The sequence below is a fragment of the Geobacillus sp. C56-T2 genome, assembly GCF_007829715.1.
Lineage (GTDB): Bacteria > Bacillota > Bacilli > Bacillales > Anoxybacillaceae > Geobacillus > Geobacillus icigianus.
Genome location: NZ_VJWB01000001.1, coordinates 476000 through 493207, shown reverse-complemented (window position 1 = coordinate 493207; position 17208 = coordinate 476000). Strand labels below are relative to the sequence as shown.

16 protein-coding genes and 2 pseudogenes are annotated in these 17208 nt (G+C 54.5%); 1 reads left to right on the top strand and 17 read right to left on the bottom strand.

What is annotated here, in order from left to right:
• Positions 1–7: 7 nt before the first annotated feature.
• The 7 genes and pseudogenes from GC56T2_RS02440 to GC56T2_RS02410 all read right to left on the bottom strand — a co-directional run bounded on the left by GC56T2_RS02440 (position 8) and on the right by GC56T2_RS02410 (position 9228).
• On the bottom strand, positions 8–316 hold the full coding sequence (locus GC56T2_RS02440) for a DUF3870 domain-containing protein (protein WP_033020043.1): 309 nt from the start codon (positions 314–316) through the stop codon (positions 8–10).
• A 248-nt stretch (positions 317–564) separates the two neighbouring features.
• Positions 565–3153, bottom strand: coding sequence for a DUF2309 domain-containing protein (locus GC56T2_RS02435; RefSeq protein WP_144972805.1), 2589 nt, complete (start codon positions 3151–3153; stop codon positions 565–567).
• On the bottom strand, positions 3146–4648 hold the full coding sequence (locus GC56T2_RS02430; protein ID WP_144972803.1) for an NADH dehydrogenase subunit 5: 1503 nt from the start codon (positions 4646–4648) through the stop codon (positions 3146–3148). Before GC56T2_RS02430 ends, GC56T2_RS02435 begins: the two co-directional genes overlap by 8 nt.
• Before the next feature lie 335 nt (positions 4649–4983).
• Entirely contained in the window at positions 4984–5352 is a 369-nt protein-coding gene (locus GC56T2_RS02425; RefSeq protein ID WP_031405662.1) for a Na-translocating system protein MpsC family protein, read from the bottom strand.
• Between the two features lie 316 nt (positions 5353–5668).
• A complete protein-coding gene (locus tag GC56T2_RS02420) occupies positions 5669–7375 on the bottom strand; it encodes an ABC-ATPase domain-containing protein (protein ID WP_144972801.1) in 1707 nt (568 codons plus the stop codon).
• 135 nt (positions 7376–7510) lie between these two features.
• A pseudogene (locus GC56T2_RS02415) lies at positions 7511–7657 on the bottom strand (TipAS antibiotic-recognition domain-containing protein); the annotation flags it as partial.
• A 107-nt stretch (positions 7658–7764) separates the two neighbouring features.
• A complete protein-coding gene (locus tag GC56T2_RS02410) occupies positions 7765–9228 on the bottom strand; it encodes a protein adenylyltransferase SelO (protein ID WP_144972799.1) in 1464 nt (487 codons plus the stop codon).
• Between the two features lie 176 nt (positions 9229–9404).
• Between GC56T2_RS02410 and GC56T2_RS02405 the strand changes: the two genes are divergently transcribed.
• The gene (locus tag GC56T2_RS02405) at positions 9405–9740 is read left to right on the top strand and encodes a DUF1640 domain-containing protein (protein ID WP_144972797.1); all 336 of its coding nucleotides are present in this window, start codon (positions 9405–9407) and stop codon (positions 9738–9740) included.
• Between the two features lie 144 nt (positions 9741–9884).
• On the opposite strand, the gene GC56T2_RS02400 is transcribed toward GC56T2_RS02405, so the two are convergent.
• The 10 genes and pseudogenes from GC56T2_RS02400 to GC56T2_RS02350 form a co-directional block, all read right to left on the bottom strand.
• Entirely contained in the window at positions 9885–10517 is a 633-nt protein-coding gene (locus GC56T2_RS02400; RefSeq protein ID WP_144976992.1) for a response regulator transcription factor, read from the bottom strand.
• Complete coding sequence (locus GC56T2_RS02395) at positions 10492–11544, bottom strand: sensor histidine kinase (protein ID WP_144972795.1); 1053 nt, start codon at positions 11542–11544, stop codon at positions 10492–10494. The genes GC56T2_RS02400 and GC56T2_RS02395 overlap by 26 nt, the downstream gene beginning before the upstream one ends.
• Positions 11541–12272, bottom strand: a complete 732-nt coding sequence (liaF, locus tag GC56T2_RS02390; RefSeq protein WP_144972793.1) for a cell wall-active antibiotics response protein LiaF — start codon at positions 12270–12272, stop codon at positions 11541–11543. The genes GC56T2_RS02395 and liaF overlap by 4 nt, the downstream gene beginning before the upstream one ends.
• 134 nt (positions 12273–12406) lie before the next feature.
• Positions 12407–13033 (bottom strand): PspA/IM30 family protein, encoded by a 627-nt coding sequence (locus tag GC56T2_RS02385; RefSeq protein ID WP_144972791.1) that lies wholly within the window; start codon positions 13031–13033, stop codon positions 12407–12409.
• Positions 13034–13045: 12 nt separating this feature from the next.
• Positions 13046–13402, bottom strand: coding sequence for a lmo0954 family membrane protein (locus tag GC56T2_RS02380; RefSeq protein ID WP_144972789.1), 357 nt, complete (start codon positions 13400–13402; stop codon positions 13046–13048).
• 386 nt (positions 13403–13788) lie between these two features.
• Positions 13789–13991, bottom strand: a pseudogene (locus GC56T2_RS17980) (IS1634 family transposase); the annotation flags it as partial.
• Between the two features lie 162 nt (positions 13992–14153).
• Positions 14154–15812, bottom strand: a complete 1659-nt coding sequence (locus GC56T2_RS02370) for an IS1634 family transposase (protein WP_144972787.1) — start codon at positions 15810–15812, stop codon at positions 14154–14156.
• A gap of 299 nt (positions 15813–16111) precedes the next feature.
• Entirely contained in the window at positions 16112–16324 is a 213-nt protein-coding gene (locus GC56T2_RS02360; protein WP_255515995.1) for a hypothetical protein, read from the bottom strand.
• Positions 16321–16431, bottom strand: coding sequence for a polymorphic toxin type 50 domain-containing protein (locus GC56T2_RS02355; protein WP_255515994.1), 111 nt, complete (start codon positions 16429–16431; stop codon positions 16321–16323). The genes GC56T2_RS02360 and GC56T2_RS02355 overlap by 4 nt, the downstream gene beginning before the upstream one ends.
• Before the next feature lie 235 nt (positions 16432–16666).
• On the bottom strand, positions 16667–17191 hold the full coding sequence (locus GC56T2_RS02350; protein WP_144972785.1) for a hypothetical protein: 525 nt from the start codon (positions 17189–17191) through the stop codon (positions 16667–16669).
• Positions 17192–17208: the final 17 nt, after the last annotated feature.

Sequence of the window (17208 nt, the reverse complement as noted above, 5' to 3'; positions counted from 1 at the left end):
CCTGATTTTACTCGTCCATTTTGCAATATTGTTTATACAAGTCTTTCAACGCCGCGCAAAGAGCGGAATGCGCCTTGCCCAAATATCCCTCATCGAGCTCGGCCAACAGCTCATCAATGCCCTCACGAAGCGAATGGCCGCGCAGCATCCGCGCGATATAATCACGTCCGTGTTCGGTGGCGAGCGTGCACGATGCTTCGACGATCACCCCATACTTTTTATCAATTTCCGCCGTAATCGTCAGCGTATCATACAAGCTTTTGGCCGCCATTCCGGCCGGCAGTCGCGCATGGCCAGCGATAAATTGCGTTTTCACGAGTTTCCCCCTTTCGCGCTGACATCCGTCATGATCCATGTTCGCCACCCGCTTCGCTTTTCCCTGCTGCGTTTGGCAACAAGCGAAAAAAACCGCTGAGGGTGTCCCAAACGGAGCGGGACACCCTCTCTCATCGCTACATATAGACACTAACCGCCCCTCCACACTAGATGCTGTGTCTTTCTTGAGGGGAGATCGCCTTTTGGGTCATCCCCAAGCGGCCGATGATGACTGCTCAACGATCCCGTTCAAATGCAGGGATGGGTTGCTTCCCAGTTCAGCCACTCCCCGCTGTCAGGATCGATCGAGGCAAGCCGAAGCCAACCGTTTTGCACTTTGCGGCGAAACGCTTCGTCTGTATCGAGCAGGCGCTCGATAGACGAGGACGGCGCTTCAATGATGACAAGAAGCCTTAGCGGCGCGTGGAACCACTCGCCGTCGGAAGCGGCCACCGACTGCCATGGCAAGCCAGCGAGCAAGTCGCTGCCGTTTCCTTGCATCACCCCGATGCCGCCGGTCACCGTCTGCGTCGTTTTGTCGCCGCTTCCGTAATAATGCGGCGCAACGGTGGAGGCGTAATATTGCAAGTTGATCCACTGTCCGACCGTCGCCGGTCCGGCAATGATGCCGGCGAGCGCCTCACCGCTTGGATCCTCGCGCCAATCGTAACTGTGCAAAAACACTCGTCCGTCCAAATGAGCTCCCTTCGTCAACGCCCGACGGCCAATCAAGAAAGCGGCGTTGCCCGCCAACCCCCATTCCGGGCGGATTTCGCTCCAGTCCACCGCGCGCCGCCGCGCTTCAGCAACCGGATCGCGCGGCAGGCGGCCGACATGCGGAAGCTTTGCCATCCGTTCTTCGTTCGCTCGGCGACCGGCTTCACGTAACGCCTGCTGCAATCGTTCAAACGCCTGCGCGGCCGCCCCCGATAACGGCGGCACTTCCACCCACTGCAATTCATCAACAGTCGTAATATGTTCGGCCGCAATAAATACCGTCTCATCCGGGATGACAATCCCTTCTTTTGCCAACTGCGCGCGCACGTGCGGCAAATTGGCCAGCGCCGCAAACACACGGGCGTTGAACGCCCCAGCGGCGCCGCCGCACGCTCCGCAATCTAGCGCAGAAGCGTACGGATTGTTGGCCGTTTCGCTCTCATGACCGCAGACGACGACAAGCGGAGCAAACGAGGACGTCAACCCAATATTGACGAGAAGCTGTTTGACATATTCCACCTGCTCATCTTTCGTCAAGCCGACCGGCAGTCCGCCCACTTCATTCTCCCCCTTGTACTCAAGGGAAAGCACCGTCTTCGGTTTTTGCTCCGCCGCGGCGGACGCTTCATGCACGGCGCTTCCCGCCCAAGCCGGCGCCGCGCTGCGAGCAAGCGTATGCAAGCCGAGCCAAGGCCCGCTCATTTCCGGAAGAAGCAAACTGGCCAGCAAGTGCTGCTTCACTTTTTTGAACGTGCGGCCAACAAAACGGACGAGATCGCGCCGGCGACGATACGGCTCGGCAACTTCGGGAGCAGCGGTTTCCTTGATTTCATGCTGCGGCGCCACGATCGCCGGACAAGATGGATGGGCATCATGACCGTCCAAAACGCGCGTTTGAATCGGCAAGCCAAAAAAGCCAGCGCAACCATACGTTTCAAACGGCCCTGCCGCTTCGATCTGACGGCGGAACGGCTCGGAGCGGACATCGATGCAAAACAGTAGCTGCGCGACCGCCTGCTCTTGGCTCGCGTCCGGACGAACGGGGCGAATCGCCTCTTTCAACTTCGCTTCATACGTATCCTCCCATGCCCCGAGCCAGAGATGACGGCGGTCAATCCGCCAAAACCGATCAACGAACATCAAGCGGGCTTGGCGGTCTGAAAGCGGCAAACGCTGCCATTCGTCAAGCGTCATCCCGCCCCACTGAATCCAAGCCGCCAAGAGGAACGCCGCCGCGCGGTCTTCTTTCTTTTCTTCCGCCTCAAGCGGCACATGCAAAGCAGCGAACACCCATTCAAGCGACAAACGGACAGCCAAATAATCAAGCAGCCCACCGATTTCGTCCCCACTGCGGCGCGATTGCCACAAGACCATGCCCGCCCATCCCGGCAGCGCCAACAAATGGGCTTCCAAATACGCTTGCACGTCTTCCGTCCGCACGCCAAGCTTGTTCAGCGCCTGCTGCAACGCTTCTTCAGCGCGCTCCGGCCACTCGCAAATCCGCTTTCTCTCGTCCTTCGACAGCGAGGGGTCTTCGGGCGCCAAACGCCGCCAAGCCGCATAAAAGCCTTGCTCGCGATGCGGCAACGCCCACACCGCCTCACCGCGGTCATAAAACAGCTTGCACCATTTGGCCGTTTGCTGGTCAAGCCGCTGGGTCAACTGAAGGCGGGCAGACACGGGAAAAACACAACGGCTGCGCGGCACCAACGGCTCCAGCTCCACATCCGGAAGCGCTCCGTCCGGCAGCGCATCGTTCCAAAGAAGGGCGCGGCATAACCGCTCCGCTTCGTGGCGAGGAGCCGGAAGCGCGGTGGTGTCGAGCCACCGCTGTAGCCGCCGCTCGACAAACGCAAGATCAATGTCGCCTTTGGCCAAAGCGGCATGGAAAACAGCCATCGGCGGATACAGGTCAATGCCGTGCATTTCCTGCAGCCGATCCGCGACATGGACAAACGGTTCCTCCTCCAGCCCCATCCATGGATGGCGGGCGATAAACGCCGAAATCGGCCAAAGCGGGGCAATGACCTTGGCCGCCTCACTGATGAGGGAAGTGAGCGGACGGACGTCTTTTTTCCGTTCAGCCGATGTCCGCCCGGCGGAAACAACGGTTTTACTCATGAGCCATCCCCTCCTCTAAATAGGATGCGAGATAACGCGGGTGGGCTTCAGTCGCCGCTGGGCGCGGTTCCCCCCAATGCACGAGCCGCATATACAAACGAACAGCAAGCGGAGAGTGGCGGTGCTTCGCCGTCCAAACCGCTGCCAAGGCAGCCAAGGCAAACAAAAGGCAAACGCCCCATTCAAACGAAGAAGGCGGCAAAAAGGCGGATGACATTCGCGGATCGACCAATCGCAACAATTGAGCGCGCACCGTTTCGGACAATAACGCCAGCCCGACAACCGCCGTTAAACCGAGCCACCGCCCTTCGCGAAAATCTGCCAGCCTCCCCCAAGCCACTGCCGCCGATGCCGCCAGCAGCACCGAACTCAACAACCGGGCCGGCTCATGCGGAGCCGCTTGCCAAAAGACCGCACCGAGCACCAGCCCGACAACCATTCCTCCGCGCCACGAACCGGCCGTGACCCGTTCTCCCGCCCGGCCCACTCGCGGCACGACCGAACCGGACTGCAAAAAGAGCGTAGCTTTGAACAATCCGTGCAGCACTAAGTGCACCACCGCCGCCCCGTAAGCGCCAAGAGCGCATTGCACAAGCATCATCCCCATTTGCGCCATCGTCGAACCGACCAATTGCCGCTTGTAGTCGACATGAACAAAGCTGATGCCTGTGCCGATCAAAATCGAGACAAAGGCAAGCAAAAAGAGCAAAACATGCGCCCACGTGTCGGTAAAGAGCGGGGCAAAGCGCCCGAGCAACAAACCACCTGCATTCACCAATCCGGCATGCATGACGGCTGACACAGGCGTTGGTGTCACGACCGATTCCATTAGCCAGCGGTGAAACGGCCATTGGCCGGCCGGAATGGTGGCCGCCACCAACAGCAACCCGTTAAATACCGCCCGTTCCCAAGCTTCCAAGTGGGCGATCCGCTCGGCGGATAACGCAGCGGTCAACGTCCATTCCCCGCTGTCGACCCCAAGCCAGACAGCCACAATGATCAAAGCGAGCCAACTCGCGCCAAACATTAGCCCCATTTGCCGAACGACGAACGGAACCGGACTCCATTCTTTTTTCAACGCCGTCAACGCCACAAGCCCCACGAGCGGCAGCCCCCAGCACGCAGCGATCCACCGCAAGTCATGAGCGGCCCACGTGAGCGAAGCGGCCACCGTCGTCCACGTCAAAAGCGAGAAATACCACCGATAGCGGCGATCTCCATGCAAATAGCGAATCGAAAACCGTTGAATCGCCCAACTCAACAAAGAAACATACACGCCGGACAGCCAACTGACGGCATCAAACCGAAAGCGGCCGATATCCACCGTCCCAGCGCCGATCCACCCGATCAGCGCGACAGCCCCCGGCAAAAGCAACAGCCAAACATGAACATGCACGTATCGCTCCGGCACACGCGGGAACAACCAGATCAGCGCACTGATGAGGACAACGGCCACCGATGCAAACCATCCCGAAGCGATCCATTCCATTCCCATTCCGTCTCCTCCCCTCTGTTTGATGAGCCCTTGGTGCGGAAGAAAAGAAAAAACCGGCTATGTCAATCCGGCAAGGCGGCCCCACAAGGCCGTTTCATTGCCGAGCGATTGCTCATAGCCGGTTTACCTTCAACCAATCTTCGATGCGATTGTTTGAAGATCTCCCGCGCGCTCTCTCGCAATGGGCGACGGTCGGTTTCCCTTCAACGAACCTAAGCCGACCTAGGTTTTTTGAAGGGCTGCCGACAGCATCGTCCTCTCGATTTTCTTTTATCCTTACTATACAAAAGTTGTTTTTATTATACAACATCTTGATGGACCTGTCATGAAAAACGTTACTTTGTCAGCTGTTTTTCCAAATCGTGAAACAGCTTAAAAACAATGATGCGCTCGCCTGTTCGCGTGCTCAAATCGGTGTGGAAGCTTTTCACCTGCTCGCCGGTGATCTCCAAAATCATCTCTTTCAACTCATCGACTCCCGATTCAACCAAACTCGTTCTCGACCGCTTTACCGCCAGCATCCCTTCTTTCGTCTCGCACAGCGCATACTCCGCCGGCGTCAAAATGCCGTGCAAGGACACGATGATCATGTCGCGCAAAATATCGGTTTTGACCGACACCGAGCCGCGGCCAAGAAAGTCTTTTTCCCATTTCGTCAACGCTTTGCTGATTTCGGATTCGATCCAGCCTTTGGATTTGTTCATGCCCTGACCCCCTCACTTGCCCGCGGCTTCCCGCCGCTTTCGCCACGTTGCACTCATAACCTTTATTATAGCGGCAATGGCTTTATGGCGCTAGAGTCAAATCACCGGAAAACAGGGGAAAGCCCGCGGGAGACAGCCGCCGCTGTTCCGAGCAAAGGGGCTGATGTTTCTCTTTTGCCCTGCGATCCAGCGGGGCGTGTTTATTTTGTTCCCAGTAAAAGCACTGATGTTCCTCCCCGCAACAAGCGCCGGTTGTTTAGGCGGAAGCAAAGCCGGGCGGCAAAAAGCGGACACCGCTTCGCGCAGCTCTCTATTCCTAGCACTGCCGGCAGCGAAGCGTTCGCAGCCGATTGAGCGCCGCCGCCAGCTCGAAGCGGCGCGGGCGGGCGAACTCGCCGGGATGGCCGTTGCGGAAAGAAATCGAGCCAAGCCCGTGTCGGTCCCACCGTTCCTCGATGGCATCGAGCAATTGCCGGACGGTCTTCGTTCCGTCGAGCCACCCTTTTCGCTCCATATACAAAAACGCCGCAGCGATCGCTCGCGTCTGGCTGTCGTCAACAAGCTGCTCGAGCGCATACAACAGCACGTCCGTCAGCCCGTATTGAATGACATGGCGACCGCGCGCGGCCGTTTTCGCTTTCTTTCCTTTTTGGCTGTTTAAGCTCTCCGGCAACGGGATGCGCTCACGAATGCGGCCAAACGACGCTCCGCCTTCCGCTTTCCGCCCCGATGGCATCTTGGCCGCGATCTGTTTCGCTTCGCTGGTCACATCGGATGGAACATACTGTTCCATTTTGATCACACAATCGGCAATCTCAAAATAATCCCCTAACCCTCCGACGACTAAGACAGTGGAAATGCCGTAGTCATGAAACAGCTGGCGGGCTTTGTCGATATACGGGGTGATCGGCTCGGCTTCTTTCGCGATGAGCGCCTGCATGCGCGCGTCGCGCATGAACAAATTGGTAGCGCTCGTATCTTCGTCAATCAAAAACGCCGACGCCCCCGCTTCGATCATTTCGATCATGCTCGCGGCTTGCGAGGTGCTGCCGCTCGCGTTTTCCGTCGAAAAGCGCGTCGTCTCCTTGCCGTACGGCAGCGTGCCGATAAACGGGGAAATATCGACATTGGCCACGCTGCGACCGTCCTCAGCGCGAATTTTCACCGCCCCGCTGTCGGTGATGACAAACTCCCGGCCATCGCCGGCGATATGATCATACACACCGTGCTCTAACGCCTGAAGCAGCGTCGATTTTCCGTGGTAACCGCCGCCGACAATGAGCGTGATCCCCTTTCGGATGCCCATGCCTTTGATCGGTTCGGTGCGATGCGGCACCGGAATCGCCACTTCGAGCTCCGGCGGGCTTTGAAACGGCACCGCGCCGCGCCGCAGCGGCTTGTCGCTCACCCCGCTTTCGCGCGGCAAAATCGCGCCGTTGGCGACAAACGCCACCAATCCGTGCTCATGCAAATAGCGGCGGATGGCGTGCTGTAGATCGGCCAGCTCAACCGCCGGGCGGATATCCTCTTCACGAAGGCCGTACACCGCCCGCTCGATCACGGCTGGAATTTGTTCGAAAAAGATGCCCTCGGCTTCCTTCGCTAAGATGCGCCGCCCGTTGGCCGGCAAGCCAACCGATAAACAAATGGCGATCGTCTCATCGGTGATTTGCACCGCCGTTCGCTCGAGCACCTTCTGCCCCGGCGCGTCGATCGACACGAGCCCGCTTTTTCCCGACCCGCGCGCCCGCGCCGGCCATTGCCGCAGTTCGTGATGGACGCGGCGCACCAGCACATCTTCGCAACGGACGCGGCGCGGTTTCGTATTCGTCCACTCCGATGTCAGCACCGTCTTCGGCCGCGGCACGATCACCCGAATTTTTGACGGTTCCGCAAACGGGTCGCCTTGCACATGGTCAATCGCCAAAGTAAACGCTGGAAAAGAATACTCCCCCTCAATCGTTTTGTACGCTTTATATCCCTTTTGGTCAATGGCCCGCAGTCGTTGTCTGAGCGCCTCCATTGCACCCACACCTTCCTTTCGCTGTTCACCGAGGACTCCTTTATGCACACTTTGATTGTATCGCAAACCGAACGCCTTCATCCAGAGCCATCAAAAACGGCGGCCCGCCTATTCTTCGGGCGGGCCGCCTGCTGCTTACCGGTCTTTCATCCCCGTATAGATCCAAATCGCTTCTTTGAGAAACTCAGCCGCTCCCGGATGCACTTGGTCATAATACGCTTTGAACCGTTCGTCCTCGACATACAGGCGCGCCAGTCCGGCATGCGCTTCCTTGGAATAATGCATGCACGGTGTACTCGATGTTCCTCACCTCCCTATGGATGACGATACACCTTGACGCAACGTCAACGTAAAGAGGAAAATGAAAAAAGGGCTCCCAAGGGCCCTTTTCACGTCCCACAAAACGTCCGGTACGGCCGGTCGGACAGCGGCGGCAGCTCCGCGTACTCGGCTTGTTCCGGCGAATAAGCGTACGGGTCGGCCAGCGCTTCGAGGAAACGATCCATCACGCTGTAGTCGCCGCAATTGACCGCGGCGGCCAACGCCTCTTCGACTCGATGGTTGCGCGGAATGACGGCCGGATTATGGCGGCGCATCCGTTCATACGCTTCTTCCCGCGAAACCGCTTCTTGGCTGAGCCTCGTTTGCCAGCGCTCGTGCCACTCGCGAAACTCGGAAGCGTCAAAGAGCGCCATTCCGGTGTACTCGCCTAACGTCAACGCCCGGAACGTGTTCGTATAGTCAGCGCGGTGCTCTTCCATCAGCCGCAATAAATCGGCGATAAGCCCGCCATCCCCCTCTTGCGCTTCAGCCAAACCGAGTTTCGCTCTCATCCCGTCGAGCCAATGACGATGATACAACGCCGGATATTGATCGAGCGCCTCCTGCGCCAACGCCACCGCCTTTTCCTCATCCTCATCCAGCAGCAGCAGCAAGCTCTCCGCCAATCGGGCTAAGTTCCAGCCCCCGATATACGGCTGATTGCCGTACGCATACCGCCCTTCCGTATCGATGGAGCTGAACACCGTCTTCAAGTCATACGTGTCCATAAACGCGCATGGCCCGTAATCGATCGTTTCCCCACTGATCGTCATGTTATCGGTGTTCATCACCCCGTGGACGAAACCGACCAGCTGCCATTGGGCGATCAACGCCGCTTGCCGGGCGATGACTTGTTCAAGCAAAAACAAATAGCGGTTCTCAGCCTCTTCAAACCGAGGGAAATGCCGCTCAAGCGCGTAATCGGCCAACGCGCGCAGCTCGTCTTTCGTCCCCCATTGCGCCGCGTATTGGAACGTCCCGACACGCAAATGGCTTGAGGCGACGCGGGTTAACACCGCCCCAAGCAGTTCGGTTTCCCGCCGAATCGTCTCTCCCGTTGTCACGACCGCCAGACTGCGGGTCGTCGGAATGCCAAGGGCGTGCATCGCCTCGCTCACGATGTACTCCCGCAGCATCGGCCCGAGCGCCGCCCGCCCGTCGCCGCCGCGCGAATACGGCGTCCGACCCGAGCCTTTCAGCTGAATATCCACCCGCTTGCCGCTTGGGGTGACATGCTCGCCGATGAGCACCGCCCGTCCGTCGCCAAGCATCGTGAAATAGCCGAACTGATGCCCGGCATACGCTTGCGCCAGCGGCTCAGCCCCGTCTGGAATCCGATTTCCCGCCAACACCGCCACCCCTGCGTCGCTTCGCAATGCTTCTTCATTCAACCCAAGTTCTGCCGCAAGCGACCGGTTGAGCACCGCCAGTTCCGGCGCGCGCACCGGCGTGGGGAGAACACGGCTGAAAAAGCGTTCCGGCAGCCTTGCATAACGGTTGTCAAACGTCCAACCCACATCCAATTTGATCATCTCCTTTTATTCGGCCAAGCTATAGTTCTATTGTATGGCAAAGCAGGCGGCATAATAAATCGAAAACACGCGGTTCGCTCCAAAAATTCGACCGCCCTGTTTCGACGAAACCCGCCATCTTTTCTCTTTCGCTTCCGTTCCGTTTCGCCTATAATGGCTATGAGGAGGTGAAAAGAATGGAAGAGAGCACAATCATTCAAGCGGTGCTGCACGCCCTCGAACAACATTCCGACAAAATCAGCTCGAAAATGGAGGAAATGGAACAACGACTCCGCGGTGAAATGCACGAAATGGGCCAGCAGCTCCGCAGCGAAATCCATGCTGTCGAAACCCGTCTTGAAGCCAAAATCGATTCCCTTCGTGAGGAAATGCAACAGATGAACAGACAACTGAACGAACGAAGCGATCGCCTCGAAGAAGAACTCGCAGACACGCAAACCTCGGTCGACGTGTTGACCACGAAGGTGCTCCATCACGACCGAAAGCTTCGCCAATTGGCAAAACAAGCGTAATTCCTCTCGAAACGTTAGCCTTTTTGACCCACCGCAACGAACAAAACCGCTCCTGTTTCATCCTCCTGTTCCGTTTGATGAAACGGAGCGGTTTTCGTCTGAACATGGCGATCTTTTTCCCATCGCAACCAAATGATGCACCCCTCACTTCACCAGCCCATGGCGAAACGCATAAATCACCGCTTGCGTCCGGTCTTGGACGCCGAGTTTGGCGAGGATGTTGCTCACATGCACTTTCACCGTTTTGAGGGAAATGAACAATTCATCAGCCATTTCTTGATTCGTCTTCCCTTGCGCCATCAACAAAAGCACTTCCATCTCCCGGCTCGTAAGCTGTTCGTGTGGCAGCCGCTCTCGTTGTCTTCGCCGGTTTGGCATGACTTTTCCCGCTACTTCCGGCTCGAGCACCGATTGTCCGTGGAACGTAGCGCGAATGGCGTCGGCAATTTCGCTCGCTTTCGATGTTTTCAACAAATAGCTCGTCGCCCCTGCTTCAAGCGCCGCGAACACGTTTTCATCATCCAAAAAACTCGTCACGACAATGATTTTCGCCCCCGGCCATGCGCGAATGATTTCCTGTGTCGCGGCAATGCCGTCCACCGGTTCCATCACCAAGTCCATCAAAATGACATCCGGCCGCAACCGGAGGGCGAGCTCCACTCCCTTTTCCCCATCCTCCGCCTCACCGACCACCTCCATGTCCGGTTGAGCGGACAAATACGCCGACACGCCAAGCCGCACCATTTCATGATCATCGACAAGCAGCACCTTGATCACGGTCATCCCCCCTATGCAAAAGCGGCACTTTCACTTCCAGCCGTGTTCCTTGGCCTTTTAAGCTCACGACCTTCAATGTTCCGCCGATTTCCGCCGCCCGCTCATACATGTGCTTCAACCCGTACGAACCGCTTTTTGAACGTTCCACATCAAAACCGACACCGTCGTCAGTGACGCGCAAAATCGCAAACCCGTCCCGTTCAATCAGCAATACTTCCACCGTTTGCGCTTTCGCATGGCGCAACGTGTTCGACAGCGACTCCTGCAAAATGCGAAACAGATGATCTTCCACCCCTTTATCGAGCGGAACGTCTTCGATGTTCCATCTTATCTCAAGCGGCACTTTGCCCGCCAATTCCGTGAGCAGTTCGTTCATCCCTTCTTGAAGCGATTTTCCTTTCAGCTGCACCGGCCGCAAATGCAAAAGCAGCGCCCGCATTTCCAATTGCGACTGGTGAATCATTTGCTCGACCATGGCCAATTGTTTGCGCTGCCGTTCATCATCCGGCGGCATCGTTTCCATGACGGCCGACATCATCATCGAAGCGGCGAACAATTGTTGGCTGACCGAATCGTGCAACTCTCGCGCCAACCGCGTGCGCTCTTCCGAAAGAATGCGTTCAACGAGCCGTTCTTCCTGTTCCGCCTTTTCCGCCGCTAACTTTTGCACGCGCTTCATTTGCGCGAGCCATTGCGCTTGCAGCTTCTCGATTTGTCGCCAGACGTCTTGCAGCTCCGATGGCGCTTCGGTCCGGTAAAGCTCCCCGATTTCACCGCGTTCAATGTGTTCCAGCGCCTGCCTGAGAGCCTCTCGCTGCCTCCGCCAAACGATATCCAACAGAAGCCCGCTCACGATCCCAACCAGCAAACTGCCGGCTGTCACAAACAGCAAAAACGGGACCCCCATCACCGTTCTCTCCCACAGCTCCGCCCATGTCCCAAGCGGAAACGTGTACAGAAAGGAAACAAACAACAAACCAAAAACAATCAGCGCTGATAACACGGAAACGATCAACGGCCGGCTCATAGCCGCTTCACCTCAAGATGGCCGATCATCATCGAGGTGACAATTTTCAGTTTCCGCTCGGCCGCTTGATACGAAGGGGTCTGATAAAGGAACGTCTGATTAAACAGCTGTTCTGTCGCATGCCCAAACACTGTCGCACCGCCAACGATGGCCGAATGGACGACCTTCGTCTCCACTTCGTACGGAACAAGCACGCGCACATGACCGATCCACCCGCGCACCATAATCACCGCTTCCCCTTTCGGCAAGACGGTGTTGCTGACGTCGATCACCGTATCGCCAATGCCGGTTTGAATGTTGACGTCATCCCATTCATACACATGTTCGGGAGTCGCCTGCCGTCCAAACAGCACATTACAAAACAACGGCTGCCGCTCGATGATTTCCTCGTTTCCACTCGTCGCTTCCGTAACGACGGGACGAATAACGGTCGGCTGCTGCTTGGACTGAGCAAACTTCCAAATAAAGTAAAACAAACTAGCAACAACGATCAACCGGGCCGTCACCATCGTAAACATATGAAACACGAGACTAATGCCGCCGAGCCAAAAGAGCACTTTCCCCCGTTTGCGCGGCCAAGACTGTTTGCCGATATAAAGCAAAGCGATCGATAATCCGATCGAAAACAACCATCCGGGATGGAAAAACGAAATTTCAATCGCCAAAAGCACTAGTGCGATCAAAACCGCCCAACTGACATAATCCGTTTTCTTCCGTTGATCGAGCATGCGGGGAGCCCCCTGTTGTCCAAAATGAAAAAGGTTGTTTCAAACGATGATTCGCCCCAAAGCCCAACATGGTGTGCATACCAAGTATGAAAGAAGGTGCCCCACTATGTCGGGACACCTTCTAGCATATCCGGTTAGTTTCCTTCCTGCAACTGCTTTTCCAGCTGAGCGATGCGCGCGTCGATCGTGCTCCGGTAATCATCGGACTGGACTTGCCGCTCGAGGCGGTCAAGGTAGGCTTCCGCATCGGCGAACGCCGCCAGCGCCGGGCCGGCATCCCCGTTGATCACCCGCTGGATTCGGTAGTGCGCGCGCACCGCGTTTTCCCGCCCCATCAACTCCATGCGCCGCATCTGCATGTCTTTCAGCTTATGCTTCATGTCCTCATATTTCGCCTCTAACTCAAACAGCTCGCGGCTCGCTTGCTCGAGCAGCTGTTTCAGGCGGCCCGCCCGTTCCGCATATTGCGCTTGTTCGCGTCTGGCAAATTCAGCTAGTCCCACTTCCCCGGCCCGCTCGGCCACCTCCGCCTGCTTGCTTCGTTTTTCTGCCATCTGTTCCGCCTCGCGATGTTCACGGGCAAACTGCTCTTTTAACACATATTGGCGCTCAAGCAGCTGCCGCACCCGCTCGATTTCTTGTTCACATTGGCGCAAATAGTGATTAAGAAGCGCAATGGGGTTTTTCTTTTCCTTTTCGTCAAGCCATTCGTGAAGATCGGCTTCAATGATCGTTTTCAAACGCGACAATACACCCACCATCAATCACTCCTCTTAATACTGTTTTTGCAGCTCGGCCCACTGCTTTTCAAAGTTGACAAACGGATCGTCGCTTTCCGGAACGACACGTTCCCCTTTCACTCCGTTCCATTGTTTATACACGACATACAACACATACGCCGCCACAAGCGCGATGAGCGCCGGCACATTCGAAGCGCTGGCCACCAACGCCGCACAGCCAATAAGCGCCCACACCACTTTCCCAAATGTCGATGGGGCTTTCAAACATTTCTTGAACGCATAGTACAAGACCGCCAGCGTGATCGCCAGCCCGACAAGCGGCCCGAGATGAAACAAGAGCACCAGCAAAGCGGCCGCGCCGGCAACGAACAACCCGATCTTTTTTGCCATCCTTTCGCCTCCTTTCGCTTCCTATCGTATCGCATCCCCGCAAACTCCCATCACGTTCCGAAGATATATTTTGACTACGACTCAAGGCGTATTTTTCAAAATTAGGAAGCGAGGTGGTCACTGCAGCCGCGCCACTTGTATTGAAATCATTTCCATATGAAAAAGACAAACAGAGCACTCCTTGTGCCGCGTGAAGCTGTTTTTTACGGCAACAATGGAAATACATTGTTTCGCTGCCTCATCAATCCCCCCGAGGAAACATTGCCGTTCTTCCCAAGTTCGACAGTGACGAGGCAAAAAAATGCCTCTCATCCCTTGATACCAAAGGGACGATAGGCATTTGCGCGCGTAATCCGACTCTTCTCCTGCCAACGTCTCGATTTCCCAAGCCTGCCTAGGGGAAAGAAACCGCGAAATGCTTTTGGCCAGACGCTCCAAGGCAGCGCGATCCATCTCGTCTTCACGTCCCAATGAATCGATTCCCTTCGCTTTCACCTATTTGGCTTTCGGATCCCATTCGTTGAGCAAGTCGGAGATACACCTCGGTTGTTCCATCTTTGTTTTTGCGTGTGACTCGTCGTATGTACATGCCTATATGATCATCGATATTCAGCTGCTTTAAAACTCACATTTCGCACCCTAACAAGGTCAAAACAAAGGATTTTTTATTTAGTTTTTCAGAATAACTTTTTGACCAACACAACGAGCGATGGCTATCCTTTTTTACCATCGCTGGTCGTTCCGTATGACGTTACACGTAAATGCTCTCATCCAGCCCCAACCCCTGCAGAATCCTTCGTTGTTCAGGGGTGAGGGAGCGATCCAGTGAGCGTTGGATGCGCCCATCCGGCAGCTCCAGGAGGACGACGTTCACATATTGAAACAGCTGAAAAATCGCCTGTCCCGTCGGCCGGGTCAGCTTGCGGCCTCCAGGACCCTTCAACGGGTGTTCTGGAGTAATAAACTGACGCACTCGGCGCTGAAAAACGCGGTAAATCGCCAAGGCCAACAGAAACAAATAGCCTAATACTGCGACCCGTTCTGGTTTTTTGACGTAAATCTCATCCGTGAAAAACGGATCTTTCAAAAAAGCGAAGTTCATTTCCACCGAGATCTGCCCTTTATATAGCTTCAAGATCTCTTGGGCATCCATTTGTTGGCCCTTCCATTCCTCCGGAACGGTCGTGACGAGGACAAACCGGGACGCTTTCCGTCTTGCCTGTTCCCACGCGTTTTGGTCGAATTCGACGTCAAGGCGCAAGAGATACCGCGTCTCCATCTCGGGTTCCACCCCTTTTTTCGGCCGTCCGCGCCGTTTTTTCGGGCGTACGATCTCTTCGACCGCGGCCTTGACCTGATGAAACCGTGGGCGAAGGGACATCTTGAGGGACGCCAAGGCTTGTTCAGCGTCTTCCCGGCACGAGAAAGGGTGGCGCTCCCAATGGGCTTGTTCCTCGCGAAGAAGCTCCGCTTCTTTGGTTCGTTCTTTTTCGAGCGTCTTTCCTTTTCGCTGGTCGAGCGCGCTCGATTCAACAACGATCAGCCGAACGGGGTGGCCTTCATACGTCGAGGCCGTTTCCCATACCCGGTACGTGGCGCCGTTTCTCTCCGCCAGCGTAAAGGGTTCGCTCCACGGGATGTGAGGCGAATCGGCCTCCGCTAATGCCCGTTTCACGATCCGAAGCGACGAAGGGCCTCGGGTGATCAAAAAGGCGTTGGCCGCTTTGGTTTGCGCCAGAGTGTCTTTTGTCATCGCGGCGGAATCGGCCACGTAAATCCATTCGTCTTCCATCTTGGCTTGTTTGAGCTGTTCGTGGACACGGGACAGCACCTCCGGATTCCACGTTTTGTCAGGCAGGTTGCCGTCGTGCACATCGCCGTAAAACGGGATGCCGTCCTCGTTGCCGACCAGTCCGAAACCGATCTGTTTTTGCCAACGATGATGGCGGTTATAGCCATGTGTGATTTGTAAGGCCTCTAACGAGGCCGATTCATACGCGCCGTAAACGGTCTTGTCCGTCGTATCGGCGTGAAAGGCTCGGAGGGAAAGGCCTTCTTTGCGATAAATGTGAATCAAGCAAGTGCTGATCACCTTGTGAATATCGGCCTCATACAAGCGGTCGAGATGACGAGCCAAGGCATCGTCGTTCAACCAGGAAGGATGGAGACCGGGACGGATGAGTTTCTCTAGATCGATCTCCTGAGCCCATCGTTCCACGTGAACGAGGGCTTGCCGGCCGTCAAACATATTGTAGATGATGGCCTGAACGGCATCGCTGACTCGAGTCTGGCACTGTGGATCAACGGGAACGAGATGGTCAATCAATTGGGGCAGGCCCAGTTTCTTGAATAGGGCACTTATTATATTCAAATAATCATTACGATAGACCTTTTTGACTTGAACGTTCATGAGAGAAAAACTCCTTCACTTTCCTTGTGTGTCAAGGATTCATTCGACATCGGAACGAAAAAATCCTCCCGATTTTCGTCGAGAGGGTGCGAAATGTGAGTTAAAAGTTAAAATAAACAAGTCGTGGGCCGATGAGATTCAGCGTTTTTTCTAGGATCCGCATCATGAAACCCTTGATATGAGAGCATGTTAGCCATTTTCCTTTGCCTAAAAAGGGCCTCAAAACTGTCGAACTCGGGTGCTAAAAAGACGAGAGCAAACCAAAAAGCACTCAACCCCCTAAATGGGATTAAGCGCTTCTAGCCAATGACTTCGATCGATTTTATTTCGGTTTCCAGCACACCAAAAACATAGCCCCGCCCTTTTGTTTCTTCATTTGTAATCTCTAAACTGTCAATTCCATCCTCACTATCCTCTCCGTCGCAGTAATCACGGACAAATCCTTCCAACACACCTCCGTCTTTGTATATAATTCTTACTTTTTTACCGACATATTCCCATAGCTTCATCATTCCTCGCCTCTCCTTATTGTTGGAACAATATGAGTACCCGTTTTAGAGTAGTGTATTCTGAAACTGCTTGTCACTGTTTTCTCACCCGTTGCTTGATTTACATGCACTACTATCGGCTTGGAATGTGAAAAATATCCTCCTACTTGGAAGCATTCTTTACATGTAACCAATTAAATTAAAAACAAAGGCCCCTAATCCTATAGATAATACCAGAAGAAAGAAATCCATTTAATTCCCTTTATTTTCGACAAGAATCCATACACTAATAAAATCAGTGAGGTAACAAATAAAAGGATTATAAATAAAGAAATCCCCATATTCAACCGTCCCCAACTTATATTTTTAATAGAGTTCAGTAAGAATTGATTGCTTTACTTTATTATCATACATAACAAACTGGATTTTTATTCCACTTTTTCGATCAATGTACAATACTGTTTCTCCTATTTCTTCTGATGTAGACAAGTAGTTTTTTCCATATTTCTTCTGTATTTTCTCCAAATGATCTCCTGGTTTTATTCCCTTATTTGTTAAAGCCTTTTTATTTTCAGCAACGATTGTAACCACTTTACCTTCCCTTAATCCAATAAACAAACCGTCATAGCTTAAAGATTTCTCATAAGGTGCGCTTACCAGAACAACTATATTACGATTCTTTATCTCAGGACCAAAAGTTGCTTCTATTCGTCTTATATCACTCGAGTCCAGTTTCTTCCCAATTCTTAATCCAGCCAGAGAACTGTTAGCTAAATTTGTATTCTTAACAAAATGATAGTTACTGACATATAGATAGGTAAAAGCCCCTATCGAAGCGAGTAAGATAAGAAATATAAAAAATGATTTTAACGAAAAAAATTTATATATCAATAACAATCTTCCCCCAT

What these genes read in the sequence shown, in the direction of transcription:
- GC56T2_RS02435 (WP_144972805.1), bottom strand. Translation starts at nt 3,153, where the DNA reads ATGAGTAAAACCGTTGTTTCCGCCGGGCGGACATCGGCTGAACGGAAA.
- GC56T2_RS02430 (WP_144972803.1), bottom strand. Translation starts at nt 4,648, where the DNA reads ATGGGAATGGAATGGATCGCTTCGGGATGGTTTGCATCGGTGGCCGTT.
- GC56T2_RS02425 (WP_031405662.1), bottom strand. Translation starts at nt 5,352, where the DNA reads ATGAACAAATCCAAAGGCTGGATCGAATCCGAAATCAGCAAAGCGTTG.
- GC56T2_RS02420 (WP_144972801.1), bottom strand. Translation starts at nt 7,375, where the DNA reads ATGGAGGCGCTCAGACAACGACTGCGGGCCATTGACCAAAAGGGATAT.
- GC56T2_RS02410 (WP_144972799.1), bottom strand. Translation starts at nt 9,228, where the DNA reads ATGATCAAATTGGATGTGGGTTGGACGTTTGACAACCGTTATGCAAGG.
- GC56T2_RS02405 (WP_144972797.1), top strand. Translation starts at nt 9,405, where the DNA reads ATGGAAGAGAGCACAATCATTCAAGCGGTGCTGCACGCCCTCGAACAA.
- GC56T2_RS02395 (WP_144972795.1), bottom strand. Translation starts at nt 11,544, where the DNA reads ATGAGCCGGCCGTTGATCGTTTCCGTGTTATCAGCGCTGATTGTTTTT.
- liaF (WP_144972793.1), bottom strand. Translation starts at nt 12,272, where the DNA reads ATGCTCGATCAACGGAAGAAAACGGATTATGTCAGTTGGGCGGTTTTG.
- GC56T2_RS02385 (WP_144972791.1), bottom strand. Translation starts at nt 13,033, where the DNA reads ATGGTGGGTGTATTGTCGCGTTTGAAAACGATCATTGAAGCCGATCTT.
- GC56T2_RS02380 (WP_144972789.1), bottom strand. Translation starts at nt 13,402, where the DNA reads ATGGCAAAAAAGATCGGGTTGTTCGTTGCCGGCGCGGCCGCTTTGCTG.
- GC56T2_RS02370 (WP_144972787.1), bottom strand. Translation starts at nt 15,812, where the DNA reads ATGAACGTTCAAGTCAAAAAGGTCTATCGTAATGATTATTTGAATATA.
- GC56T2_RS02360 (WP_255515995.1), bottom strand. Translation starts at nt 16,324, where the DNA reads ATGATGAAGCTATGGGAATATGTCGGTAAAAAAGTAAGAATTATATAC.